Source organism: Ruegeria sp. HKCCD6426, assembly GCF_057221115.1.
Genome location: NZ_JBWVBF010000004.1, coordinates 433,961 through 456,711, shown reverse-complemented (window position 1 = coordinate 456,711; position 22,751 = coordinate 433,961). Strand labels below are relative to the sequence as shown.

Annotated in this window: 21 protein-coding genes; 10 read left to right on the top strand and 11 right to left on the bottom strand. The window is 55.9% G+C overall.

Translation table 11 applies throughout. From position 1 onward, the window contains the following. Positions 1–242: 242 nt before the first annotated feature. Complete coding sequence (gene tmpB, locus AC2TDA_RS14950; RefSeq protein WP_480849308.1) at positions 243–839, bottom strand: (R)-1-hydroxy-2-trimethylaminoethylphosphonate oxygenase; 597 nt, start codon at positions 837–839, stop codon at positions 243–245. Further along, entirely contained in the window at positions 836–1,975 is a 1,140-nt protein-coding gene (gene tmpA / locus AC2TDA_RS14945; RefSeq protein ID WP_480877213.1) for a 2-trimethylaminoethylphosphonate dioxygenase, read from the bottom strand. Before tmpA ends, tmpB begins: the two co-directional genes overlap by 4 nt. 109 nt (positions 1,976–2,084) lie before the next feature. Between tmpA and AC2TDA_RS14940 the strand changes: the two genes are divergently transcribed. Continuing rightward, positions 2,085–2,954, top strand: coding sequence for a LysR family transcriptional regulator (locus tag AC2TDA_RS14940; RefSeq protein ID WP_480877210.1), 870 nt, complete (start codon positions 2,085–2,087; stop codon positions 2,952–2,954). Here AC2TDA_RS14940 and AC2TDA_RS14935 read toward each other — a convergent pair. Then, positions 2,932–3,666, bottom strand: coding sequence for a creatininase family protein (locus AC2TDA_RS14935; RefSeq protein ID WP_480877207.1), 735 nt, complete (start codon positions 3,664–3,666; stop codon positions 2,932–2,934). The two genes, AC2TDA_RS14940 and AC2TDA_RS14935, sit on opposite strands and share 23 nt — an antisense overlap. 72 nt (positions 3,667–3,738) lie before the next feature. On the opposite strand from AC2TDA_RS14935, the gene AC2TDA_RS14930 reads away from it, so the two are divergent. Then, complete coding sequence (locus AC2TDA_RS14930) at positions 3,739–4,347, top strand: helix-turn-helix domain-containing protein (RefSeq protein ID WP_480849303.1); 609 nt, start codon at positions 3,739–3,741, stop codon at positions 4,345–4,347. Between the two features lie 42 nt (positions 4,348–4,389). Here the strand turns inward: AC2TDA_RS14930 and AC2TDA_RS14925 are convergent, their stop codons facing one another. Next, on the bottom strand, positions 4,390–5,160 hold the full coding sequence (locus AC2TDA_RS14925) for a transporter substrate-binding domain-containing protein (RefSeq protein ID WP_480849302.1): 771 nt from the start codon (positions 5,158–5,160) through the stop codon (positions 4,390–4,392). A gap of 121 nt (positions 5,161–5,281) precedes the next feature. On the opposite strand from AC2TDA_RS14925, the gene AC2TDA_RS14920 reads away from it, so the two are divergent. Genes AC2TDA_RS14920 through AC2TDA_RS14910 form a run of 3 tightly spaced genes read left to right on the top strand, consistent with a single transcriptional unit; the run spans position 5,282 to position 7,141 of the window. Then, complete coding sequence (locus AC2TDA_RS14920) at positions 5,282–6,022, top strand: amino acid ABC transporter ATP-binding protein (RefSeq protein WP_480849300.1); 741 nt, start codon at positions 5,282–5,284, stop codon at positions 6,020–6,022. A gap of 9 nt (positions 6,023–6,031) precedes the next feature. Continuing rightward, the gene (locus AC2TDA_RS14915) at positions 6,032–6,793 is read left to right on the top strand and encodes an amino acid ABC transporter permease (RefSeq protein WP_480849298.1); all 762 of its coding nucleotides are present in this window, start codon (positions 6,032–6,034) and stop codon (positions 6,791–6,793) included. A gap of 12 nt (positions 6,794–6,805) precedes the next feature. After that, complete coding sequence (locus AC2TDA_RS14910; protein WP_480849297.1) at positions 6,806–7,141, top strand: carboxymuconolactone decarboxylase family protein; 336 nt, start codon at positions 6,806–6,808, stop codon at positions 7,139–7,141. A 271-nt stretch (positions 7,142–7,412) separates the two neighbouring features. Here the strand turns inward: AC2TDA_RS14910 and AC2TDA_RS14905 are convergent, their stop codons facing one another. The 6 genes from AC2TDA_RS14905 to AC2TDA_RS14880 form a co-directional block, all read right to left on the bottom strand. Continuing rightward, positions 7,413–9,122, bottom strand: coding sequence for an ABC transporter ATP-binding protein (locus AC2TDA_RS14905; protein WP_480877206.1), 1,710 nt, complete (start codon positions 9,120–9,122; stop codon positions 7,413–7,415). Positions 9,123–9,127: 5 nt separating this feature from the next. Further along, positions 9,128–10,078 carry an ABC transporter permease gene (locus AC2TDA_RS14900; protein WP_480877203.1) on the bottom strand — a complete coding sequence of 317 codons (951 nt, stop codon included), beginning with the start codon at positions 10,076–10,078 and terminating at the stop codon, positions 9,128–9,130. Then, positions 10,075–11,052: an ABC transporter permease gene (locus tag AC2TDA_RS14895; protein WP_480849291.1), complete on the bottom strand. Its 978-nt coding sequence runs from the start codon at positions 11,050–11,052 to the stop codon at positions 10,075–10,077. Before AC2TDA_RS14895 ends, AC2TDA_RS14900 begins: the two co-directional genes overlap by 4 nt. 66 nt (positions 11,053–11,118) lie before the next feature. Continuing rightward, the gene (locus AC2TDA_RS14890) at positions 11,119–12,039 is read right to left on the bottom strand and encodes a glutathione S-transferase family protein (RefSeq protein ID WP_480877201.1); all 921 of its coding nucleotides are present in this window, start codon (positions 12,037–12,039) and stop codon (positions 11,119–11,121) included. Positions 12,040–12,043: 4 nt separating this feature from the next. Further along, complete coding sequence (locus tag AC2TDA_RS14885; protein ID WP_480877198.1) at positions 12,044–13,609, bottom strand: ABC transporter substrate-binding protein; 1,566 nt, start codon at positions 13,607–13,609, stop codon at positions 12,044–12,046. Positions 13,610–13,714: 105 nt separating this feature from the next. Continuing rightward, complete coding sequence (locus AC2TDA_RS14880) at positions 13,715–15,295, bottom strand: ABC transporter substrate-binding protein (protein WP_480849286.1); 1,581 nt, start codon at positions 15,293–15,295, stop codon at positions 13,715–13,717. 438 nt (positions 15,296–15,733) lie between these two features. Between AC2TDA_RS14880 and AC2TDA_RS14875 the strand changes: the two genes are divergently transcribed. Then, positions 15,734–16,510, top strand: coding sequence for an aldolase/citrate lyase family protein (locus AC2TDA_RS14875; RefSeq protein WP_480877195.1), 777 nt, complete (start codon positions 15,734–15,736; stop codon positions 16,508–16,510). Positions 16,511–16,665: 155 nt separating this feature from the next. On the opposite strand, the gene AC2TDA_RS14870 is transcribed toward AC2TDA_RS14875, so the two are convergent. Beyond that, positions 16,666–17,493 (bottom strand): helix-turn-helix transcriptional regulator, encoded by an 828-nt coding sequence (locus tag AC2TDA_RS14870; protein WP_480877192.1) that lies wholly within the window; start codon positions 17,491–17,493, stop codon positions 16,666–16,668. A 120-nt stretch (positions 17,494–17,613) separates the two neighbouring features. Here AC2TDA_RS14870 and AC2TDA_RS14865 point away from each other — a divergent pair, with 120 nt between their 5' ends. From AC2TDA_RS14865 to AC2TDA_RS14850, 4 genes are read left to right on the top strand one after another with little or no spacing between them, the layout of a single operon-like run. Next, a complete protein-coding gene (locus AC2TDA_RS14865) occupies positions 17,614–18,705 on the top strand; it encodes a pyridoxal phosphate-dependent aminotransferase (protein ID WP_480877190.1) in 1,092 nt (363 codons plus the stop codon). Next, positions 18,702–20,312: a thiamine pyrophosphate-dependent enzyme gene (locus AC2TDA_RS14860; RefSeq protein ID WP_480877188.1), complete on the top strand. Its 1,611-nt coding sequence runs from the start codon at positions 18,702–18,704 to the stop codon at positions 20,310–20,312. The genes AC2TDA_RS14865 and AC2TDA_RS14860 overlap by 4 nt, the downstream gene beginning before the upstream one ends. A gap of 11 nt (positions 20,313–20,323) precedes the next feature. Beyond that, positions 20,324–21,181 (top strand): hypothetical protein, encoded by an 858-nt coding sequence (locus tag AC2TDA_RS14855; protein WP_480877186.1) that lies wholly within the window; start codon positions 20,324–20,326, stop codon positions 21,179–21,181. A gap of 27 nt (positions 21,182–21,208) precedes the next feature. Then, positions 21,209–22,702: an aldehyde dehydrogenase family protein gene (locus tag AC2TDA_RS14850; RefSeq protein ID WP_480849276.1), complete on the top strand. Its 1,494-nt coding sequence runs from the start codon at positions 21,209–21,211 to the stop codon at positions 22,700–22,702. The last annotated feature ends 49 nt before the right edge of the window (positions 22,703–22,751 follow it).

Sequence of the window (22,751 nt, the reverse complement as noted above, 5' to 3'; positions counted from 1 at the left end):
ATAGTTGCGCCTGGACGGGCAGCTTGACCGGGATGACTGTCGGCGAGTTCCAGATTTTGCGCGACGTGCAAGCGGACAGGAGCGCAAGCCAATAACTGGACTTTGCATCGAGATGCTTGGAGCTAAGTTAGCTCACGCAGCACCTGTGTATCTGGCAATCAATCGACCCCGCCCCGGTGCGAAAAACGCACCGCGCGAAATTGAGTGGGACGGACGGAGTCAATTGATCCGAAACGATGTAATTAAGCTCTAGTCGGCTGGCAATGCTGGTCCACCAGCCGTTGGAGAATTGGCGCGAAGTGCCAGAAATCCGGTGTCTGCATCCCATCCTGTTTGCCGGCATCATCCAGATAGCGGACGGCGATGATGGCTTCGAGATTTGGGTGACTTTGAAATTCTGCGACCTCTTCGTCACTCATAGCGCCTCCCTGAAGGTTCAAAGAGTGAATTGAGGCTTCGGACAAGCGGCGCAGGTATTCGGGGCGGGTGGCGCACAGATAACGCTTTGCTGCCACGTGGTAGCGTACGCAATCTGTGATGACCGACGGGAAAAACTGTTCCAGAACCTCGGCGCCCGCATCCTCGTGGTGGCGGTCCTCGGTGTCGTTCATTGTGAACGTGCCAAATTCACTGGTGAAATGTCCGATGTCATGCAACAGCGCCGCGGCGACGATCTCCTCCGAATGCCCGGCTTTTTCGGCCAGAGTGGCGCCTTGCAGCATATGTTCGCCCATCGTGACGGGTTCACCCAGATATTCTTCTGCCCCCCGGCGATCAAAGATCGAACCAAGGAAGTCAACGATGGTTTCCGGTGTCAGCTCTTGGTAAGAAGCACTCATTGCGCCGCCTCCATTTTTCCACGGCGCATTGCGTCCCGGGTAGAGCGCAATCCGTCCTTGTCTGCGTAACAGCCCTGCAGCCATCGCTTGCCAGAGCCGGAATATGCCTTGCGTGCATGAAGAACACGCGTGTTGTCGACGATGAAGCCTTCTCCGGGTTCCAGCCGGAAGGTTACTTCCATGTCGGGGTCATCAATGATCTCGCCCAGCCGCCGATAGGCGGCGTACCAAAGGTCCATCTTCTCGAACGGGACGTCTGTCACCGTCGCCAGAGAGCGGTTGTTGAACCGAACGGCAATCAATTCGCCATCGGGCGACAATTCGATCAACGGGCGGCGCGAGGTTAGGCAGACACCTTCTTCGCCAGAGTATTCGAAACGTGCACAGTAGTTTGCAAGCACGTCGAAATAGTCCGGGTTTTCCTGTTGCAGGCGTCGGGCGCAGGCGAAGCCGTCGACTACCATGTTTTCCCCTCCTTCTGCCGTGCTTTCGAGGCAGTAGAGGACTTGAACAGTGGGGGTAGGGTCACGATAGGGGTTGTCAGTGTGGGCCTGGAGACCCAGACCAGTGAACGCCAGATTTGTTGGGTTCACCTCGGTACGAACTTCGAACAGGCGCCCATAGTTGGTTTCGCGGACAAATCCGAAAAGATCCACAACGCGGAACAGCGCGCCTTCTTCAATCGGGCCGCCTTCGATCTTGGCGAACCCATAGCGCGTCGCACCTTCCAGCCAGTCAGCAAGGGCGTCACCACCAGTTTCCAATTCGCTGAGTGTGCCCGTTGGAACCTTGTCTGATATGCCAGAATCCCAGCACTCAACGTTTTCGGAGCACCACCCGCGTTTGTGCACGGCTGAGCGGTCGTACGCATGGGTCCGCAACCAATCAGCGTCAAACAAGACGGTTTTGCCTTCCGGTTCAAACCGAACCTCAATTCCCGCTTCGCCACAGGATGCAGCGGCGATCCGTGTATCGCCTGGGATATCCCGGAGTGCGATCAGTCGCTGGCCATTCACGGGCGAACGCGTATCGGCATCCTGCGCATTATCGCGCAGCCAGATCGCATGAAAGCGCATAACGTCTTCGCCGTCTTTCAACGTGAGGACGTGGCCTGTGTGGTCAACGGCTGTTTCCATAATCTTACTCTCGGTGATGGGTTTCGCGTGTTGCAGTCTGCCTTACAATTTCTATATCGCACGGATAAACTCAAATCAGAAATAGACGCAGTAAGTATCGGTTTAGCTTATGGGTGAACGAAAGTTTCAACTGCCGCCGCTGGAATGGATACGTGCGTTCGAAGCTGCTGCGCGATGCGGAAGCTTTACAGCTGCTGCTGCGGAAACAGGTTTGACGCAGCCTGCGATCAGTCAGCGTATTGGCAATCTGGAGCAACACCTTGGGACCAAGCTGTTCGTGCGAAATGCGCGCAACATCTCGTTGACTGTTGAAGGTGAAGCCTGGCTGCCACCGGTACAGGCAGCTCTGACCGAACTGCGAGAGAGTTCCGAGGCGCTGTTCTCGAGCGGGCGCGACAGCCTGACCATTTCGGCCAGTCAGTCTATTATCGATCTCTGGCTGACGCCGCGCCTGGCGCGCGTGCAAGAGGCGACAGGTGCAAAGCTGTCCATTCAGTCGTTGGTTCTGGGTAGCCAGATGGCCTCGTTCGATGATGTTATCCAGGTCCGCTACGGTGCAGGAAACTGGCCACATGACTATAAGTTACCCCTGTACCGGGAGGCCTTGGTCCCTGTCGCTTCTCCCAAACTGATGGACTTAGGTGGAGATTGGAAAGATTGGCCGCGAATTTCCTGTACCGGACCGCGACCAGGGTGGAGTGACTTTACCAGCCGTTTTGGCACCCCCGCCGAACCCGCGCCGCGGTTACGCTTCGATACATTTTTGAGTGCACTCGGCGCGGCAAAGGCGGGACTCGGCGTTGTGTTGGGTTCTCTGCCCTTGTGTTCGCATGAGATCGAAGCCGGTACGCTGGAACGTTGTGGTCACGACATTCTAGGGCATCACGAAACCTACTGGCTGCTTGCGTCAAAGGATGCCATCGGCCGCCGCCAGTGGGAAAGACTGGCGAGCGTTCTCAAGATGCCTGAAACGATTTGAATTCCTGCGCGATGGCTTCCGCCGCAGCGGTCAATAGCGCCGACCCGTCTTCCGGGCGAGCCAGAGCGGAATGAGACCCGACGCGACCGTCCGGAAACTGCATACGGTGTTCAGCCGGCGGACCGTGGCGATCGCCCTTGTGCGCATTTAGGTATTCAGGGCTCAGTTTTTCCGGCGGCTCGGCGGCTTGATTGGCTGGCAACGCACCGAGCAGGGATTGGGTTATCGCGATTTCGGAAGGTGTTGCATGCATACCCTCCCATTCTCCGTAGAGATCTTTGCGCAGAGTATTAACACCTTCCGGTTCCCACCAACTGCGGATGCGTAGCTTCCCGGGGGCAAGCCCTTCGGCGATCTGTTGTAGTGGCTCGAGGTTCGCGCCGTGGCCGTTCACTACAAACACGCCCACAAACCCCTGGGCCAATAGCCCGTCTATGACCTCTTGCGCGAGACAACGAAAGGTTTTGGCCGACACGGAGACTGTGCCCGGAAAAGCCGTGTTGAAGGGCGCGGGCGTATAAGCCAGCGGTGGAGCAACAATCGCACCGCACAAATCGGCTGCGGCATCTGCAACGGCTTCGGCACAGATTGTATCAGTTCCGATGCGACCCATGGGTCCGTGTTGTTCGGTCGAACCAACCGGTAACAGGATGGCCGCGCCCGTGTCGATACGAGCGCCTACTTCGTACCACGTCATGTGTTCCAATTTCATTGCAGACCCTTTCAATACTCACAGCGCCGAGTACCGCTTTTCCTTTTTGCTACACGTCGATACTCTGAGCCAATGGAAGATTCACTTGAAATCTCGGCCGAAAAGCCGCCCTTGGATCACTTGATCGGGATCACGGTCAAAACGCATCGGGTCCTTGCCGGGTTAACCTTGACCGAGCTTTCGGGTCGGTCCGGGGTGTCGACGGCAATGATCTCCAAGATCGAACGCGGGCAGGTTTCGGCTTCGTTGGGCACCCTTGACGCGTTGGCCAGTAGCATTGGCGTTCCATTGATCAATTTCTTCGCAGGCACAGTCGAGCGCTCGGACGTATCCTTTGTGGCTGCGGGCGAGGGGGTGACTGTACAACGCTTGGGCAGCGGGCAAGGTCATAGCTACAAACTGATTGGCCGGGCTGAAGCTCATCATGTTAATTTTGAGAGTTTTAGTGTCACTCTTGAAGCGCCATTGAGCACACGGCCACTATACCGCCACCAAGGTGTCGAGTTCATCCATGTGACGGATGGAGAAATGGTTTACGGCTGCGGCGATGAAACTTATCACATGCGACCTGGTGACAGCCTTAGCTTCGATTCCAACGCAGCGCATGGTCCGGTGGAACTGAAAACTGGCAGGGTCAGTTTTCTTACAGTCGTTTCCAAAGCCGTTTCCGGCGGAATCTAAAAACGCCCGACCGCTAGGGCCGGGCGTATCGGACTGCAGGGATCAAAGGCCCCACTTTTTCCTGTTCTCTTCAAAGAAACCCTGGGCTTTCTTTACTTCGATCCAGTTGTTCACATAGTTGATCCAGACCTGATCGCTTTGCGGCAACAGCATCGCAATTGGCGAAGGCGACCGAGGGCCGGCATTCTTGACCCGGACAACCGGGAACTTGGCCTCGAGTGTCGAGCCTTCGATGTTCGATGTTATGAATACATCCGCGCGCCCCGCGAGAACCTCCTGAAATCCACGTGCCGGAGCTTCGACAACTTTGATATCGGCGTTCGGGAACCATTCGCGCACCCGCTTCTCAAAAGTTGTTCCGAGGGTTGTCGCGACCTTCACATCCGGTTGGTTGATCGAGTCATATCCGTCGAATTTGTCGGCTTTATCCTTGGTTGTATACGGAAACAACTCAACCGCAATGTAGCTGTCGGAGAAGCCTGCAACCTTCATCCGTGGCGGGGAAATCGAGGCTGAACCGGTAATGTGGTACTTGCCGGCGACTACTCCGTTGACCAGCGTTTTCCAATCGGTGGGCACATATTGCACCTCGACGCCCAGATCAGAGGCCAGTGCGTTCATGATGTCGATGTCGTAGCCTTTGTAACTGTTCGTGGCGGGGTCGCGTAGTGACATCGGGTTCCAGTCACCCGTTGTCCCGACCTTGAGAACGCCGGAATCCAGCACCTCGTTTAATGCCGATTGGGCCTGTGCGGCGCCCGACAATACCAAACCCATTGCCGCAGCTGCCGCGGCTTTCAAAAAAGTGTTCATCTATATCTCCCGTTGGTGGCGGTTGGCGCTTGCTGCCATATTGTTCCTTGATTTAAGCGCAAAGACAAAGATAACCTCAAGAAAATATTCCACTGAGAATAAAATAAGGGCAGTTCAGTCAATGCCAGACGCCGCAATCGAGCTTGTTGATGTTAACAAGTGGTTTGACACATTCCATGTGCTCAAAGATATCAATCTCACGGTTGCCAGCGGTGAAAAAGTCGTGATCTGCGGCCCATCGGGTTCGGGTAAGTCTACAGTTGTGCGCTGTATCAACCAGCTGGAAAAACACCAGAAAGGTACCATTCGGATTGATGGGTTGGAACTGACCGATGACCCTAAATCGGCGGCCAGAATCCGGTCCGAGGTCGGGATGGTGTTTCAGCAGTTCAACCTGTTTCCGCACCTTACGGTTCTTGAAAACCTGACCCTTGGCCCGATCAAGGCCAGGGGGCTTAGTCGCAAGGATGCCGAGGAAAGGGCGCGCCATTATCTCGAGCGCGTCCACATCCCCGACCAAGCGGAAAAACGCCCCATTCAATTGTCCGGCGGACAGCAGCAGCGCGTGGCAATTGCCCGATCTCTGTGCATGGAACCTCGGGTTCTGCTGTTTGATGAGCCCACTTCGGCACTCGACCCCGAGATGATTTCCGAAGTTTTGGAAGTCATGGTGGAGCTAGCCGAGGAGGGGATGACCATGGTTGTCGTCACCCATGAAATGGGGTTTGCCCGAAAAGTCGCGGACAAGATGATTTTCATGGATGCGGGCGAGATCGTCGAACAAGGAAAGCCCGAACATTTCTTCACCAATCCTCAGTCCGAGCGGTGTCAGAAGTTCCTGAGTCAGATATTGCAGCACTGAGTGGCGCCAATGAAAAAACCTCTTGTTCTTTTGCCTCTTGTCCTGCTTCTGGCGGGGTGTTCCTCGTCCCAGACCTGGGGCTGGTATGTGATCGACCCGACCAAGCCATCGGGCTGGACCAACGTAAAATTTCTGGTCTCGGGTATGGGCGCGACGATCCAGATTTCTCTGATTGCTGCAATAATGTCGATTGTTGTCGGGTTGCTGGTGGCCCTGCCGGGGCTTTCGGAAAAGCGCGGCTGGCGTCTGGTCAATCGGGTCTATGTAGAGTTCGTCCGCTCGATTCCGTTGCTGCCGATGTTGTTCTGGGTTTTCTACGGCCTACCGATCGTGTTTCAGTCGATGGGCATGAACATCCCGATTGATCCGTTCTGGGGCGCGATCATCACGCTCGCGATATCTGACAGCGCCTTTACCGCCGAAATTTATCGTGCAGGTATACAATCCATCGCCAAAGGCCAAAGCGAGGCGGCGCAAACCATCGGGCTGAACTACGTTCAGACCATGCGCTACGTGATCCTGCCGCAGGCGATCCGGCGCATTCTACCCCCTTTGGCCAACCAGTTCATATACATCGTCAAGATGAGCGCCTTTGCCAGTGTCATCGGGATGCAGGAACTGACGCGTCGCGCTAATGAGCTTGTGGTGACCGAATACCGCCCATTGGAAATCTATACTCTGCTGATTTTTGAATACCTGGTGCTGGTGCTGATCATCAGCGCTGGTGTGCGCTGGTTGGAACGGCGCATGGGCGCAGACGAGCGCGGATAAGGAGTTGTTAGGATGGACTGGAAGGACTTCATGGCCGAAACCGAGGCCAATATAGGCACGTTCTCGAAAGAGGTTCCTGAAACTGTGCGCGGGTTCGGTATTATGGGTAAGGCCGCCAAAACGGACGGTGCGCTGAGCGAGAAGACCAAGGAGTTCATGGCGCTGGGCATCGCCGTCGCTACGCGCTGCGATAGCTGCATTGGTTTTCACGTGCGTTCGCTTGTCCGACTTGGGGCGACCCGCGCAGAAATGTGCGAGGCATTGGCCATGGCGACCTACATGGGAGGCGGGCCATCTTATGCCTACAGCGCGAAGGCGCTCAAGGCGTTTGACGTGTTTTCGGAATAGGCGAAGGCCATTGGCCTGCTTGGCCCTCTTTCATCCGCGTCAGTGCAGATAACCGCCCGCTTGACTTAGAAGAACCCCAGCACAATGGCACTGTGTCGTCTTGATCAGGATTAATCCCGGACAACATCATCGCATCGGTCAATTAATTCAACCGCCACCTTTGCGGTTTGGTGGCTAATACCGAATACAATGAGATCGGATTTTGTCGGGGATGAACAACCTGCCGGGTTGGCAGGTTTCAGTTCTCTCCAGTGTCAGGCGTTTGCTGCCGTCAGGCTTCGACGCCTAGACCTTCAACCGACAGGTCGTCAAGTTTGGGCATCAAGGTCAACAACTCCCTGGCATACTCGGTCTGCGGATTGGCAAACAGGTCATCGGTCTCTTGAATCTCAACCATCTGACCTTGTTTCATGACCGCAACCCGGTCGCACATCTGCCGGACCACTGGCAGGTCATGGCTGATGAACAGCATGGTCAGCCCCAGATGCTCCTGCAAGTCCTTCAGGATGTTCAGAATCTGCGCCTGAATTGATACGTCCAGCGCGCTTGTCGGCTCATCACAGATCAGGAAACGCGGTTGCGTCGCCAAAGCACGAGCGATCGAAATCCGCTGCCTCTGACCGCCCGAAAACTCGTGTGGGTATTTCAACCCGGCCTCGGATCCGAGGCCGACTTGATCCAACAACTCATCCACCCGGCGTTTGACATCGGAGCCCTGCATCAGGCGGTGATGACGGATCGGCTCGGCGACGATTTCGTCGACGCGCATGCGTGGGTTTAATGATGAATACGGGTCTTGAAAGATCATCTGGATGTTCTTGCGATAAGCGTCCAGACCGGCCTTGTCGCTCAGGTCACTGACCACCTTGCCGTCAAACGTGATGGACCCGCCGTCAACCGGATAGAGCCCCGCGATCATACGTGCAACCGTGGACTTTCCAGACCCGGATTCCCCTACGACACCAAATACTTCGCCTGCTTCAATGTCAAAGCTGACATCGTCCACCGCTGTGAAATAAGTACGATCCCAAGGCAACAGACCACGGCGCTGCAAGAAGTGTTTCGAGATGTTGCGGATCTCGAACACTGGTTTGGATTTGTCATTCTCCTGCTTCGGCCAGTGGCGCGCCATATCTTCGATGGCGAACCGCGTTTCGCGACCGCCATAGCTGATCTGCGGAAAACGGTGCAGTTTCAACGTGGGCCGCGGAACTGCCGCGATCAGTGACTTGGTATATGGATGCTCGGGGCGGCCCATAACCTGTGACGTCGCGCCGCTTTCTACGACTTTGCCGTCATACATCACCGTCACCCGATCCGTGGTATCCGCGATCACGCCCATGTCATGGGTGATCAGAATGACTCCCACTTGCCGTTCACGCGCCAGTTCCTTGATCAGGTCCAGTATTTGCGCCTGCACTGATACGTCCAGCGCGGTGGTCGGTTCGTCCGCGATGATCACGTCCGGTTCGGTGCATAAGGCCAACGCGATGACCACCCGCTGCCGCATCCCGCCGGAAAACTGGTGCGGATACTGGTCCAGTCGCGTATCCGGGTCAGGGATACCGACCCGGTCAATCAGGTCGTGTGCGCGTTTCTTGGCGTCTGCCTCGGACCCTCCCAGATGGGCCTGGATCGTTTCAGTCAGCTGTTCGCCGACCGTGAACAAAGGGTTCAAAGAGGTCAGCGGATCCTGAAAAATCATCGAGATTTTCTTACCGCGCAGCCCACGCATGGCCTCGGCATCCAGGCCGCTGATCTGGTCTCCGCCCAGCTTGATTTCGCCGCTGGCAATGCGGCCGGGACGTTCCAGCAGGCCCATGACCGCCGCGCCAATGGTGGATTTACCCGCACCGGATTCGCCGACCAGCCCGTGGATTTCGCCGGGTTCGACGGACAGGTCCGCATGGTCCACCGCCGTAAAAAGCCGGCGACGGGTTGGGAATTCAACGGTGAGGTTCTGGATTGTTAGAAGGCTCATCAACGTCACCGTAATTTGGGGTTTAGTGCATCGCGCAGCCAGTCGCCCAGCAAGTTGACCGACAGTGCAAGGGCCAGCAGCGTGCAGGCTGGGAAAAACAGGATCCACCACTCACCCGAAAACAGAAAACCCTGCCCGATACGGATCAGCGTACCTAGCGACGGCTGGGTCGGAGGAGCACCTACGCCAAGAAAGCTGAGCGTTGCCTCGGCGATGATAGCCAGTGCCAGCGAGATCGTTGCGATTACCAAAACCGGGCTGAGGACATTTGGCAGGATGTGGCGGAACATGATTGGGATCGGACCACGGCCAATAAGACGGGCGGCCTGAACGTATTCCTTATTCTTTTCGACCAGTGCCGCGCCACGCACAACGCGTGCGAATTGTACCCAATCCGACAAGGCGATGGCGATGATCAGCACATAGATAGCCATCTCGTCACGGTATTCCGGCGGTGTCACGCCTTTGGCAATGCCGAAGATCAGCATCGCCACCAGAATAGCCGGAAAAGTCAGCTGCACATCCGCAATCCGCATGATCAGAGTTTCAATCCAGCCGCCGAAATACGCAGCCACCAGCCCTAGGATCACACCGATGATGAGGGCCAGAAACACGGCTGCGGCGCCCACGAACAGCGAGATGCGCATGCCATACAGGATGGTCGAGAACACATCTCGGCCTTGATCGTCTGTGCCCAGCAGAAATGTTTCCTGCGTAAATGCGTTGGGAGTGCCGGGCGGCGTGAACCCGTTCATCAGGTTCAGCGTTGCCGGGTCGAACGGGTTGTACGGTGCAATCAGTGGCGCAAAGACTGCGGCCAGCACAAGGATCACAACAACCAACGAGGCGATGATGGCCATCGGAGAATGGCGGAAGGACCATGCAAAATCGCTGTCCCAGAGCTTGGCCAGGCGCGACTTGGACATGGCTTTCGGGTTTTCGGTTGTATCGGTCATGTGGCCCTCGCGTCGACACGCAGGCGCGGGTCAATGGCATAGTACAGAAGATCCACGATCAGGTTGATCGTGACGAACATCACCGAAATCAGCATCAGATAAGCAGCCATTACTGGGATATCGACGAACTGGATCGCGTTGATGAACAGCAACCCGACGCCGGGCCACTGGAACACCGTTTCGGTGATGATGGCAAAGGCGATGATCGAGCCCAGCTGAAGGCCGGTGATTGTGATTACTGGCACCAGAGTATTCTTCAGCGCATGACGGAAATTGATCACCCGGTCCGACAACCCGCGAGCGCGGGCAAAGCGGACGTAGTCAGCGCGCAAAACTTCAAGCATTTCAGATCGGACCAGTCGCATGATCAGTGTCATCTGGTACAGACCCAAAGTGATTGCCGGTAAAATCAGCGCTTTCAGGCCAGAGGTCGTCAGGAAGCCAGTGGACCAGTTGCCTATCATCACGGTCTCGCCCCTGCCAAAACTCGGCAAGAGGTCAAGCTCAACCGAGAATATGTAGATTAACAAAATCCCGATCAGGAAGGTGGGCAACGAGACGCCAATCAAACTGACAGTCATAATTACATTGGCCGCAATACCTTGTCGTCGTATGGCGGTGAAAACACCCAATGCGATACCCATGGTGATGGCCAGAAAGCCCGAAACAAAAGCCAACTCCAGCGTTGCAGGCGCACGTTCGGCGATGATCGTGGAAACCGGGCGACCTTGGCGGTATGAGACCCCGAAATTGCCCTGAGCCGCACCTTTCAGGAACTTGAAATATTGGACCGGAAAGGGTTGGTCCAAGCCAAGTTCGGTCCTTAGCCGGTCGATATCGGCTTGCGTGCGTTCCTGCCCAAGCATGTTGTCAATCGGATCGCCGACAAAGCGAAACATCGAAAACGCCACCAGACCCACGACCAACAACACGATCACAGACTGGAACATTCTACGGACTATATATGCGAACATTCTTTTTCCCCGTTGGTCTGTCTGTCTATGCTTTCCCCGACCGGACGGTCAAGTCACCAGCCAAGCCTAAGTGCCCCGATTGTGCGGTGTGCTCCAGTTGACGTCGGGGCCCAAGGGAACGATGCCCAGGGGGTTGCGCAATTCCGAAGGCGAAAAGTAACCCTTTTTGTAGATTTCGAACTTTACGGTTTGGGCAATTTCCGGACGGGCATAGAGGTCACGTGCATATCCCCACAGATTGGGGTAGTCGGTCAATCGACGCACATTGCATTTGAACGCATAATGATAAGCCACATCGAACCGGGCTAGGGTCGGGAATAAGCGCAGGTCGGCTTCTGTCAGGGTGTCTCCACACAGAAATCGGTTCTCGGAGAGGTGGCTTTCAAGCTCGTCCAGCATCCCAAATACATCTCGAACGCCTGCCTCGTAAGCATCCTGAGTTCGCGCGAAACCGGCCCTATAGACCCCGTTATTGAGACGCGGGTAGATCTTTGCGTTCCAGTTTTCTATTTCAGGCAGCTTTTCCTGTGGCGCCAGGTTCGGGCCGAAGTCGGGCAGAGTACCCAGCATTCGGACCAGATCGGCAGACTCGTTCGAAACGGCTCTGTTTTCAACGCGGTCCCACAGAAGAGGTACAGTGATCCGCCCGGTATAGGCAGGCTCAATGCGGGCATAGACTTGATGCAGGGCTGTCGCGTCGAATTGATCATCGGCACCGTCCTCGAAGACCCAGCCATCTAACGTGCGGCGTGGTTTGGCGTAAGCGACCGTGATAAGATCATCCAACCCCTTCACAGCTCGCGTCAGCAGTACGCGATGAGCCCAGGGGCAATTCCATGCCGCGTACAGATGAAAACGACCCGGCGTATACGGCTTGTCGGGAAGTGGGTTTCGTATGGTCGAGACCTGACGGCGGTATTCGCCGTCAAGCTTCGTATCGGGGGCTGGGTCATCAGGGTGATACTGGCCCGCGATCATCAACCCCATCGGATCAGTTCACCGAGACCCAGCGCAGAATCAAAAAGTTGTCGGGGCGTTGGGTCAATTCCACATTGTTGCGCGTACCCCAGACCAGTGGCTGGACATACATTGGAACATAGACCTGTTCGTCCTGAATAATCTGTGCGACTTCGTCCAGCATCGCTTGCCGTTTGTTGGCTTCCAGTTCGGACTGGATTTTCGGCAAAAGCTCATCGACCCGTTCATGCGAGAAACCGCCGAAATTCCAACTGCCTAGCTTCTTTTCTTCGTTGGGTGTGGCCACGAGGAACCTGACAGGGTGTTCGGCGTCGAAGGTGCCAGGACTCCAGCCCAACAGGTACATGTCGTAATTGTCTTCACGCAGCTCGGGCCAGTAGTTGCGTACCGGCATCGCGTCGAGTTCGGCGGTAATCCCGATTTGTGCCAGCATACCGACAACGGCCTGACACACGGCTTCGTCATTCAGATAGCGGTCATTTGGGCATTTAAGACCGAACGAGAAACCGTCTTTATAACCTGCCTCGGTCAACAGTGCCTTGGCGGCTTCGACATCAAATACGGGGCGGTCGGCTTTCGCCTTGGAATAGCCGCTCATTGCCGGGCTGACGAGTTGAGAAGCGGGTTCGGCATTACCGCGCATGATGGTAGCCAAAATAGCATCTACATTGATCGCTTGTGCCACCGCCCGTCGTACACGTGGATCAAGGAACGGGTTCGGTTTCCCAGCGTCATCAGAGTATTTCAGCTTTTCTGCTTCATGATCAAACCCAAGCATGATCACACGCGCTTCGATGCCCTGAATGACGTTGACATCACCGTTGCTCTGCAACCGAGCGACGTCCTGAATGGGAACCGGGTTTATCATGTCGACATCGCCGGATAGCAGTGCGGCCACGGCAGTGGCGGGGTTCTGAACCGGGTTGAATTCGGCTCGGGTCAGGTTGTGCTCTACCTCACCCCACCAGCCTTCGTGTGGTTCGAGCACGGTTTTAAGACCCGGCTCGCGCGCCGTGACTTTGAAAGCGCCGGTGCCGTTGGCGTTGATGGTGGCATAATTGCCAGTTTCCTTGTCGGGCTCAGTGGCATCATTTGCTTCTGCCCAGTCCTGATCCATGATCATCCAGTTGGCAATCGAAGACGGGAACAGGGGATTTGGTGCAGTGGTCATAAAGTCGACGGTAAAATCGTCCACCACGTTCACCTCACTGATCGGGGCAAACCAACTGCGGGTATCTGCCGCTTCGCTTGAAGCGCGCTGGTAGCTGAACAGAACATCCTGCGCGTCAAAACTGCTTCCATCATGAAAGGTGACGTCTTCGCGCAGCCTGAACCTCCAACCTTCACCTTCACCGATGGGTTCCCAGCTAACTGCCAGTGCAGGTTCGACACTCATATCCTTGCCACGGCGGACCAGCCCTTCGTAGACGTTGTTGAGGAAGCCCAGAACAGGTGCTGAGTTTACCGCATGAGGGTCCATTGTCTGCGGATCGGTGGTTGACGCCCACTTGAATTCGGCGGCTTGCGCCGTGCTGGCGACCAGCATGGCCAAACCAACGACACTGTTCCTGAAGATCATGGCAATAACTCCCTGCTTGTCCCGCAAACGGTTTTGGACTCAAACCATAGCTCAAAAAGCAGCAGGGCGCGAAACCGCGCCCTGCCCCCTTGTCTGCAACTCACCTTAGTTCATGGTGAAATATTTAATTTTCGGAGAATCTTCCGGCTCGACAATCGTTCCGACGCCCGACTTCATGCCCCAGTTCAGCACCTGATGGTGGATCGGAATATAAAGCTGTTCGTCCTGAACAACCTGCCAGATTTCGGCAATCTGTGCGTCACGCGCCGGCAGATCGGTTTCCGAGGCCAGCGCCTGAATTTTCGCGTCCAGATCCGGGTTGCTGTAACGCGTGGCATTCCACGACCCGTATTTATCATCCCTTGAATGAACCAGGAAATTGAAGATGTATTCCGAGTCGTAGGTCGGAACACCCCAGCCCAGCATGTAAAAATCGGTCTCGTAATTTGAGAGCAGCGGGAAGTGCTGCGCCTTCGGTTTGGCGTCGAGGTTCACGGTGATTCCGATCTGGGCCAGCATGCCGACCGCCGCCTGACAGATCGCTTCGTCATTGATATAGCGGTCGTTCGGGCAGTTCAGCGTCAGCGAGAAGCCATCGGGATATCCGGCCTCTGTCATCAGCGCCTTGGCCGCTTCGATATCGGTCGTGGACGAGCTGTCCATACCTTCATCCCAGCCATTGACGAACGGCGGCGCAATCATACCCGCGGGAGCCGACTGGCCACGCATCACAACCTGCTTGATCGCATCCCGGTTGATAGCTTTGGACATGGCCTGGCGCACACGCACGTCAGCCAGCGGGTTCGCACCATCGACGCTGTCCGAGGACAGATCGGCATCGCCCATATTCATGCCAAAGAAGATCACCCGGTTCTGCGGCGCGGTGCGCACATCAAGACCATCGGTGCCTGCAACGCGTTCCAGATCCTGGACCGGAACGTCCTGAATGATATCCACCTCACCCGACAGCAGTGCTGCAACACGGGTCGCGGCGTTCTGGATCGGGGTATAGATGATCTCGGTCACCTGCAGCGGGAACTCATCCTTGCCCCAATAGTTTTCGTTCAGGGCCAGCACGGTCTTCACGTCCGGCTCGCGGCTGACCAGCTTGTAGGGGCCGGTGCCGTTGGCGTTCTTGGCTGCAAAGGTGTCTTCACCGCCTTCGTAATCCTGAACCTTGACCGCGTTGTTCGCCTCGGCCCAGCCTTTGTCCATCATGAACATGTTGGTCAGGTTGTTCGGCATGATCGGGTTCGGACCGTTGGTTTCGATCTCGACCGTGTATTTGTCAGGTGCGCGCACCCCTTTGACCGAGGCCAGCAGTTCCTTGTAATCGGAATCCGGTGTCATGGCACGGTTCAGAGAGAACAGGACATCCTCACTGTCGAACTCTGCGCCATCATGGAATGTGACGCCTTCGCGCAGCTTGAAAACCCAGACATTCGGGTTGTCTTCCGACGGTGCCCATTCCGTGGCCAGCGACGGCACAAGCGCGCCGGAGTGGTCGCGCATGACCAGCGTTTCCATGATCTGATGCGCCAACGCCGAGGTCGGACCTTCGTTTTGTGCATGGGGGTCCAGTGTCAACGCGTCACCGGCACGGGCCCATCGCAAGGTTTCTGCCGATGCACCCGCGGCAAGAAGCGCGGTCGCACTGGCAGCGATCATCAGGTGTTTCAAAGTCATCTTGGTCTCCCCAATTATTGTTTGCCGCAGGAAATGCGGGTAACCGAATTTTTCGGTCAACATGCATCTGATAATCCAAATCAAATTGAAAGTTGCAACACCGTAGATCATCAGAGTTCGTTTCTTTCGGCGCGACCGCACGTCAACAAGGCCGCTTGCACGACCCTAAAATGCAATCCCGGCACACTGTTTAGTGTGAAAATACGCCGGAATGAGACAACCCGGCGTGGTTTAGGAAGTGTCGGCGAACACGTTGAGAATTCAGCCTTCAGCTTGAGAAGCCTGCTTCTTACGGGGCTATATGGACAACAGATCGAGTCGGGTAATAACATCAAGTTCGGTAGTATCATCCGAACTATTGGATGCCCGCCGGAATACGGGTTCAAACTGAATTCAGTATTGTCGGCATTGCCCGCTACAACTTTGAACGAGGTTTTCATGCCCGCACCACACAATCCATTCAAGGCTGCTCTGAAACGGGGTGAACTGCAATTGGGGTGCTGGCTTGGGCTAGCTGATCCTTACGCGGCAGAGATCTCGGCAACGGCTGGATTCGACTGGCTCTTGATCGACGGAGAGCACGCGCCAAATGATCTCAGATCGATCACCGCCCAACTGCAGGTTTTGGCAGCCTATGACAACCATGCGGCTGTGCGCGCGCCAATTGGGGATACCCGAATCATCAAACAATTGCTGGATGTCGGGGCACAAACCTTGCTTATTCCAATGGTCGAAAGCGCCGAGCAGGCGCGTGATCTGGTGCGTGACGTGACATATCCTCCGCACGGCGTTCGTGGGGTAGGGTCTTCCTTGGCGCGCGCATCGCGCTTTTCGGCGATTGACGACTACCTGACCACCGCAGGCGACGAAATCTGCCTACTGGTGCAAGTCGAAAATCGTGCGGGCGTCGCAGCCTTGGATGAGATACTGACTATTGATGGCATTGATGGCGTGTTTATCGGCCCGGCCGATCTGGCCGCCGACATGGGGTATCTTGGGCAGGCTGATGTCAACGAAGTTCAGGAGACTATTCTGGACTGCATCTGCAAAATCACTGTTGCCGGGAAGGCCGCTGGTATTCTCACTCTCGATCCGGACCAGCAACGGGCTTACGTCGATCAGGGCGCGACATTTGTAGCGACGGAAATCGACGTAACAGTATTCGCGCGCAACATCCGCCAATCGGCCCAACAGGCGCGGGACCATTTGAAATGAACTGATGGCCGAGCCGCTTCAGATAAGGATTCTTGCGCAGCGCGGATGAAAACAAGCCAGATTCCCCTGGATTCAATCGAACACTCGCGACACAGCTTGGAAAACCGAGCAATCGGTTGGCCCTACAAATGGTTCCCCTATCGGGCCGAAATTTATCAGCCGTGACCGCACAGTTCGAAAAGCGCTGATTTTGAGTTTACGCCCAGCTTTAGGTAAGCGCGTTTGCGATAAGTGGTGACTGTGCTTGGTGCCAAATTCAAATCCCACGCGATGGCATCCGCGGTTTTCCCCTTTAGGATGCCTTCGCAAATGTCCTTTTCGCGGCCAGATAACGAGTTGAGAGGGCTTTTCAACTGGACCGGCTGACCGACAGCATAGTGCATCAATGCGATCTTTGAGACCAGCGTCCAGAAATCGCGGCGCAGGTTCTCCTCGCTGATGCCGAAATGACCATTTCCCTTGAAGCGGTAGAAGTTCATCCCCAGCACTTCCTCACCGTCACAGCACAGGACGGAAATTTTGTCAGCAATGCCAGTGGATGTGAAGAAGTTCTGAAAATACTCGCAGGACATTCGATCCCGGATCTCTGCCAAAGTCAGCACCCGCATCTTTCTGTCCTGTTTCACCAGCTGAATTTCGGTCAATATCGGGTCTTCGGCATATTCCCCGCGCAGATACCGCTGCGCGATGTTCATCGCGGCCTGATTTTGCCGCTTACTGAAGGACAGGTAACACTGTGGGCGATCACGTTTGTAGGAAAATATCAGGCACTGGTCGGCTTTGACGACACGCTCAATCAGATCAAGGAAGTGAACGTTGAAATCAGAAGTGCCGGCCGTCGTCAGGCACGGGGTTAGTATCTCCAGAAATTCCTGGGTCTCTTTTCTACTGAAGATGTTCTCGAGTGACATTGTTTCATGGTGCTTAAGATCACCGGGAATGGCAACGCGACAGGCCGTTGTGATCAGGTAAATATCAGGCATGTCCCCTTCTGCGGGGGACAGAGCTGTAAGTGCCCATTTGCTAGTGTGCTGTCAACGTAAACTGCGCTGGTTCGAAGTTGGACTGGGTGAAGTTGTCAAGAACAGAGGATGCCGAACGGAATGACTAAAGCTGCGTCAATGGAATACAAAGCGGGCCTGTCGACAAAAGATGTAGAGGCGCTAACGCAAGGCAAACCGGTCACCAAGCTTTCGTCGAACGAAAACCCTTTTGGCCCGTCCCCCAAAGCCGTAGAGGCGGCGCGTGCCGCGATTAAAGAGGCCAACCTCTACCCTGAACGCAATGACTCGGCCCTGTGTGATGCATTGGCGGATTTTCACGGGAGGGGGCTGACCCGGGATCACTTCTTTGCGGCAAACAGCGGCGTTGAGGTTCTATCGCTGATCGAGGATGCAATCCTGACGGAAGGCGCAGAAGCCATCATCTGCCCGCCCTGTTTTGGTGCTTATGCAGCGTCTTTGAAAAAGAAGGCAGCGACTATTGGGTTAGTCGAACTTGTCGGCAGTGACTATGCTGTCGATGTTGAGGGTATTCTTGCAGAGATCACACCCGAGACGCGTCTGGTCTATCTGTGCAACCCCAACAATCCCACCGGCACGTGGTTCGGTGAGGACACGCTGAGCGCCATATTGGATGCCCTGCCCCCAGATGTGACGCTGATTTATGATGAGGTCTATTTTCAGTTTGCCACTGAACATGGGCTGCCCGACGCCATCCGACATGTCCAAGACGGTCGCAATATCGTCATTGTACACAGTTTTTCAAAAGCTTACGGGCTGGCGGGGATGCGCTTGGGATACGGGATCGCGCGCCCCGAAACAGTCGCCAGAATTCAACGTCTCAAGCGGGCATTCCATGTAAACTCTGCAGGAATGGCGGCGGCAATTGCAGCCCTAAAAGATGTCGAGCATCTGGCACGAACAGTCGATAATAACCATGCCGAACGCGGCAAACTGGCGTTGGGCCTGCAGAAGCTTGGGTTGGAAACTACGCGAAGTCAGGCCAATTTCGTGATGTTTAAATGCCCTGCTGACCACGATGCCGACAGCCTGACCAAGGCACTGGTTCGGCAGGCGGTCATGGTGCGGCCTGCGTTCAACCTGCCCAACCATATTCGGGCGACGGTGGGCACACCTGAAGATAACCAACGGCTGCTGGCCGCGCTGACAACAATTCTGGAACAACACGTATGACACAGGAAATGACAGGCGGCGAGGCCGCTGTTCTCTCGCTTCACAATCACGGTGTGAAGACTGTTTTTGGGCTGCCTGGGGTTCAGAACGATTGGTTGTACAACGCCTTTTACGACCACAGGTCAAAATTCCGGATCGTTCACACACGGCACGAACAGGGCGCGGCCTATATGGCACTTGGGGCGTCGCTGGCAACAGGTGAGAAGACGGTCTTCAATGTAGTGCCGGGGCCGGGATTGCTGAACGCAACCGCAGCCCTGTCTACGGCCTACGCGCTGAACGCCAAGGTGTTCTGCCTGACCGGCCAAATTCCGTCGCACAAAATCGGGCGACAGATGGGCGAGTTGCACGAGATTGAAGGGCAATTGCAGATCCTTCGAAACCTTACGAAATGGGCGGATCGGGCGGAAAGGCCCGAAGATATTTCTGGTTTGATTGGCGAAGCGTTCCGTCAGATGGACTCGGGCCGCCCTAGACCGGTCGGGCTGGAAATCCCGATGGATGTTCTGGCCGCGCAGGGACCGATCGATCTGAGCCAGAAATCTCTAGTGCCGGATGTGCCTGCTTTGGACGAAGAGGCGCTTGACCGTGCGGCCAAACTGTTGGGGCGGGCGGAAAATCCGATGATCTTTGTCGGAAGCGGAGCCGTTGACGCGAGCTCAAGTATTCGCAGATTGGCCGAAACTCTGCAGGCGCCCGTGATCGGTTACCGGACAGGGATGGGTATTGTCGATGCGCGTAGCCCTTATTCGCTGCACTTGCCGGCAGCTCGACCATTGTGGGAAAAGGCCGATGTGGTGCTGGCGATCGGCAGCAACATGCGGGTGCCAATGGGGAAATGGATAAAGGGGCATCACCCGGATATCATTCGGATCGATACCGACCCGGCCACTCACGAGATCTTTGCGCAACCAACAATCGCGATCACCTCGCGCGCCGAGGCAGCGGTGCCGTTTTTGCTGGATCGCTTGGAGACGTATAACAGTTCACGCGCTTCGCGCCAGGTCGAGCTGTCGGAGGCAAAAGCAAATTGGGCAAAGCGCTCGGCCGTGCTCGAGCCGCAGATCAGTTATCTGAACGTCATCCGCGAGGAGCTGGGCGAAGATGGGATTTTTGTTGATGAACTGACGCAGGTGGGTTTTGCCAGCCGCATCGTTTATCCGGTTTATAACCCACGCACTTATATCTCGACCGGGTATCAGGGAACGTTGGGATATGGGTTTCCAACCGCGCTGGGCGTCAAGGTGGCCCGTCCGGACGTACCGGTTGTCTCGATCACCGGCGACGGCGGTTTCATGTTCAGTGTGCAAGAGCTGGCCACGGCTGTGCAGCACAAGATCCCGTTGGTGACGGTGTTGTTCAATAACAATCAGTTCGGCAATGTACAGCAGATGCAAAAGAACAATTATGGCGGCCGTGTTATCGCAACTGACCTGGTGAACCCCGATTTCTACCGCATGGTCGAAAGCTTTGGCGCGCAGGCATTACGGGCAACCAACGCGGCCGAATTGCGATCCGCGATTGCGCGCGGCATAGCAACGGATGATGTGCCCACCGTGATCGAGGTGCCTTTTGATGACATGCCAAGCATTGACCAATTCCGCTGAGGAGACCCGGATTGAGCAACTGCATTATTCCTGAACCTTCGGACCTCCGCAGAACATTGAACGCGGCGGCCAGCAGCCGCGTTGTTTTCATCGCGGGATTGCCGGGAACAGGGAAAAGTCTTCTATTTCAGCAACTTACGATCCTCGCGGATGAGGTGGGCCGGGTTGTTCATACGATGCAATGGGATGACGCCCGGCAGGCATTCGAACAGCCGAAATGGCTGGAGCTTTACCCCGAAGTGGATAACCTCACTCATCCCGGCGTGCGAAAGGCTGTTGGGTTGTGGGTCCGACAGGGTCTGCAAAAATGGCAGGATACGCATCCTGATCCAAAGCACCTGCTGGTCATCGAACTCCCGGTGATCGGCGGACGGTTTATCGAGCTGCTGCATAGTCAGAACGACGCCATCGAAGACTTGCTGGCGTCGGATCAGACCGTTGTACTGGTACCTGTCCCGACAAATAGCTTGCGACAGAAAATCGAAGAATTTCGAGCCGAGACATTTGCCAACCCGCGAAACGCGCATGAGGAAAAGGACGCGCCGCCCTATATCGTACGCGACCTCTGGCTTGCATCGCGAAGGCTGTATAACCGCTGGAACGGTGTACAAAACGATGACACGCGTGACGCGCAATATGATGAAAATGTGGTTCGTGCCGTCTTCGGACACCTGTGCCGGTTTCGGCATACCGAACTGCTGACGATTGATCAGGTTTTCCCGACAAAAGGTTCTGCCTACGAACGGACGGTTCCAATTCACACAATCCGCGCTGATGCGGAAGAGGTCGACACCGCCTTTGCTAGGCTGCAGGCCTTGTTCCCTGGCCAATCAGCAGAAACTGCGACCGATGGTTGGGCAGATTACTGACTCCCTGACAAATACAAAGGACCCGGCATGACCCAACTGGATCAGCAGCGCATTGATGCCATCGCGCAGGCTCCGGCCCCCAAGGCATTGAACATCATAAATGGCCAGATCAAGTCAGCGGCCAGCGGTCAAGAACTTGAAATTACCAGCCCGATTGATGGCCGACCTTTCAGCATGTTGGCAGACAGCAGTGCAGGCGATCTGGATAGTGCTGTTGCCGCCGCGCGTCAGAGCTTTGATGCGGGGATGTGGTCCGCGATGCCCCCAGCAGGGCGTAAGAACGTGCTGCTGAAATGGGCCGACCTGATCGAGGCCAATGCTCTGGACCTCGCGGTGCTGGGCGTTCGGGACAATGGCACAGACATCCGTATGGCGCTGAAAGGCGAGCCTTTGTCCGCAGCGACCACGATCCGCTACTATGCAGAAGCCATCGACAAGCGTTCGGGCGAGATTACTCCAACCGGTCCGGATGTTCTGTCTCTGATCCACAAGGAACCCGTCGGCGTTGTTGGCGTGATAATTCCATGGAATTTCCCGTTGATGATCGGGGCGTGGAAGGTCGCGCCTGCGTTGGCTGCGGGGAATTCAGTGGTGCTCAAACCCTCGGAGGATGCAAGCCTGTCGACGATGAGATTCGTAGAACTGGCGCATGAGGCTGGAATGCCACCGGGTGTCTTAAACCTTGTGAACGGGCGCGGCCCGGTTGTGGGTGAGGCGCTGGGCCTGCACATGGATGTCGATGTTCTGGCATTTACCGGTTCGGGTGTCGTTGGCCGGAAGTTGATGGAGTATTCCGGGCGCTCCAACCTCAAGAGGATCTATCTCGAACTCGGTGGGAAATCGCCCAATCTGGTCTTTGCGGACGCGCCTGATTTGGAGGTAGCCGCCGCGCAGACAGCGGCTTCGATCTTCCGCAACAATGGGCAAGTCTGTGTAGCAGCCTCTCGTCTGGCCGTAGAACGATCTGTGTATGACGAGTTTCTGGGGATGGTCTGCGCGCATGCTGAAGCGATGAAAATCGGTCACCCGCTGAAGCTTGAAAATACTACTGGTGCCTTGGCCAATGCGGCACAATTGGAAAAAACCAAAAACGCTGTGGCCGCGGCACTGTCCGAGGGGGCGACCTTGTGCACCGGAGGCAATGCGCTGCTCGCTGAAAGCGGAGGGTATTATCACCAGCCCACCGTTTTGCGGGACGTGAGACCGGACATGAACATCGTGCAGAACGAGGTCTTCGGCCCTGTCCTGGCTGCCCGCAGTTTCCAGACTGAGGAAGAGGCGATTAGTATCGCAAATGAAACCGTGTTCGGGCTCTCGTCTGCCGTTTGGACGTCAAACTTGTCGCGGGCGCACCGAATGGCGCGACAGATCAAATCGGGGCAGGTTAACGTCAATTGCTTTGCTGGCTCGGACGTCACTTCCCCGTTGGGCGGGGTCAGGCAATCGGGGAACGGGTCCGACAAGTCTCTGCACGCGTTGGAGAAATACGAAAACCTCAAGGCCACGTGGATACAGCTTTGATGTTGACCAATTGCGGTGCAAGGTGCGGCGAGAGTGGAGAGACGCCCTT

Bases quoted from the DNA above. Each gene is read 5' to 3' on its own strand.
- tmpB (WP_480849308.1), bottom strand. From the start codon at position 839: ATGAGTGCTTCTTACCAAGAGCTGACACCGGAAACCATCGTTGACTTC.
- tmpA (WP_480877213.1), bottom strand. From the start codon at position 1,975: ATGGAAACAGCCGTTGACCACACAGGCCACGTCCTCACGTTGAAAGAC.
- AC2TDA_RS14940 (WP_480877210.1), top strand. From the start codon at position 2,085: ATGGGTGAACGAAAGTTTCAACTGCCGCCGCTGGAATGGATACGTGCG.
- AC2TDA_RS14935 (WP_480877207.1), bottom strand. From the start codon at position 3,666: ATGAAATTGGAACACATGACGTGGTACGAAGTAGGCGCTCGTATCGAC.
- AC2TDA_RS14930 (WP_480849303.1), top strand. From the start codon at position 3,739: ATGGAAGATTCACTTGAAATCTCGGCCGAAAAGCCGCCCTTGGATCAC.
- AC2TDA_RS14925 (WP_480849302.1), bottom strand. From the start codon at position 5,160: ATGAACACTTTTTTGAAAGCCGCGGCAGCTGCGGCAATGGGTTTGGTA.
- AC2TDA_RS14920 (WP_480849300.1), top strand. From the start codon at position 5,282: ATGCCAGACGCCGCAATCGAGCTTGTTGATGTTAACAAGTGGTTTGAC.
- AC2TDA_RS14915 (WP_480849298.1), top strand. From the start codon at position 6,032: ATGAAAAAACCTCTTGTTCTTTTGCCTCTTGTCCTGCTTCTGGCGGGG.
- AC2TDA_RS14910 (WP_480849297.1), top strand. From the start codon at position 6,806: ATGGACTGGAAGGACTTCATGGCCGAAACCGAGGCCAATATAGGCACG.
- AC2TDA_RS14905 (WP_480877206.1), bottom strand. From the start codon at position 9,122: ATGAGCCTTCTAACAATCCAGAACCTCACCGTTGAATTCCCAACCCGT.
- AC2TDA_RS14900 (WP_480877203.1), bottom strand. From the start codon at position 10,078: ATGACCGATACAACCGAAAACCCGAAAGCCATGTCCAAGTCGCGCCTG.
- AC2TDA_RS14895 (WP_480849291.1), bottom strand. From the start codon at position 11,052: ATGTTCGCATATATAGTCCGTAGAATGTTCCAGTCTGTGATCGTGTTG.
- AC2TDA_RS14890 (WP_480877201.1), bottom strand. From the start codon at position 12,039: ATGGGGTTGATGATCGCGGGCCAGTATCACCCTGATGACCCAGCCCCC.
- AC2TDA_RS14885 (WP_480877198.1), bottom strand. From the start codon at position 13,609: ATGATCTTCAGGAACAGTGTCGTTGGTTTGGCCATGCTGGTCGCCAGC.
- AC2TDA_RS14880 (WP_480849286.1), bottom strand. From the start codon at position 15,295: ATGACTTTGAAACACCTGATGATCGCTGCCAGTGCGACCGCGCTTCTT.
- AC2TDA_RS14875 (WP_480877195.1), top strand. From the start codon at position 15,734: ATGCCCGCACCACACAATCCATTCAAGGCTGCTCTGAAACGGGGTGAA.
- AC2TDA_RS14870 (WP_480877192.1), bottom strand. From the start codon at position 17,493: ATGCCTGATATTTACCTGATCACAACGGCCTGTCGCGTTGCCATTCCC.
- AC2TDA_RS14865 (WP_480877190.1), top strand. From the start codon at position 17,614: ATGACTAAAGCTGCGTCAATGGAATACAAAGCGGGCCTGTCGACAAAA.
- AC2TDA_RS14860 (WP_480877188.1), top strand. From the start codon at position 18,702: ATGACACAGGAAATGACAGGCGGCGAGGCCGCTGTTCTCTCGCTTCAC.
- AC2TDA_RS14850 (WP_480849276.1), top strand. From the start codon at position 21,209: ATGACCCAACTGGATCAGCAGCGCATTGATGCCATCGCGCAGGCTCCG.